The organism is Paraburkholderia sp. SIMBA_054 (assembly GCF_046534875.1).
GTDB classification, from domain to species: domain Bacteria; phylum Pseudomonadota; class Gammaproteobacteria; order Burkholderiales; family Burkholderiaceae; genus Paraburkholderia; species Paraburkholderia hospita.
On record NZ_JAWRXV010001881.1, the window covers coordinates 1 to 229 of the forward strand.

General features: G+C 69.9%; 1 protein-coding gene. It reads right to left on the minus strand.

Features of this window, described 5'->3' with window-relative positions; genetic code table 11:
• The coding region (locus SB822_RS61575) for a DUF924 family protein (RefSeq protein WP_410859731.1) at positions 1-229 on the minus strand (229 nt) is incomplete at both ends.

The following is a 229-nucleotide window of genomic DNA, read 5'->3' on the forward strand; positions in this document are numbered from 1 at the left end:
CGCTGCTCCTCCGGCGTGGTATCCCGGCCCAGCGCCGCATTGCGGTGCGGGAAGCGGCCGAAGCGGGTGATGATGTCCTGGTGCAGCAGCGCCCACTTGTCCGCATCCGGCTCCGGCAGGCCGCGATGCAGTTCCACCGAACGCGCCTGGTCGGCCGCGTCCTCGCTGTGCTCGAACGGCAGGTAGAAGAACATCCGCAGCGACGGCGCCACGTCGAAGTCGAAGCCGG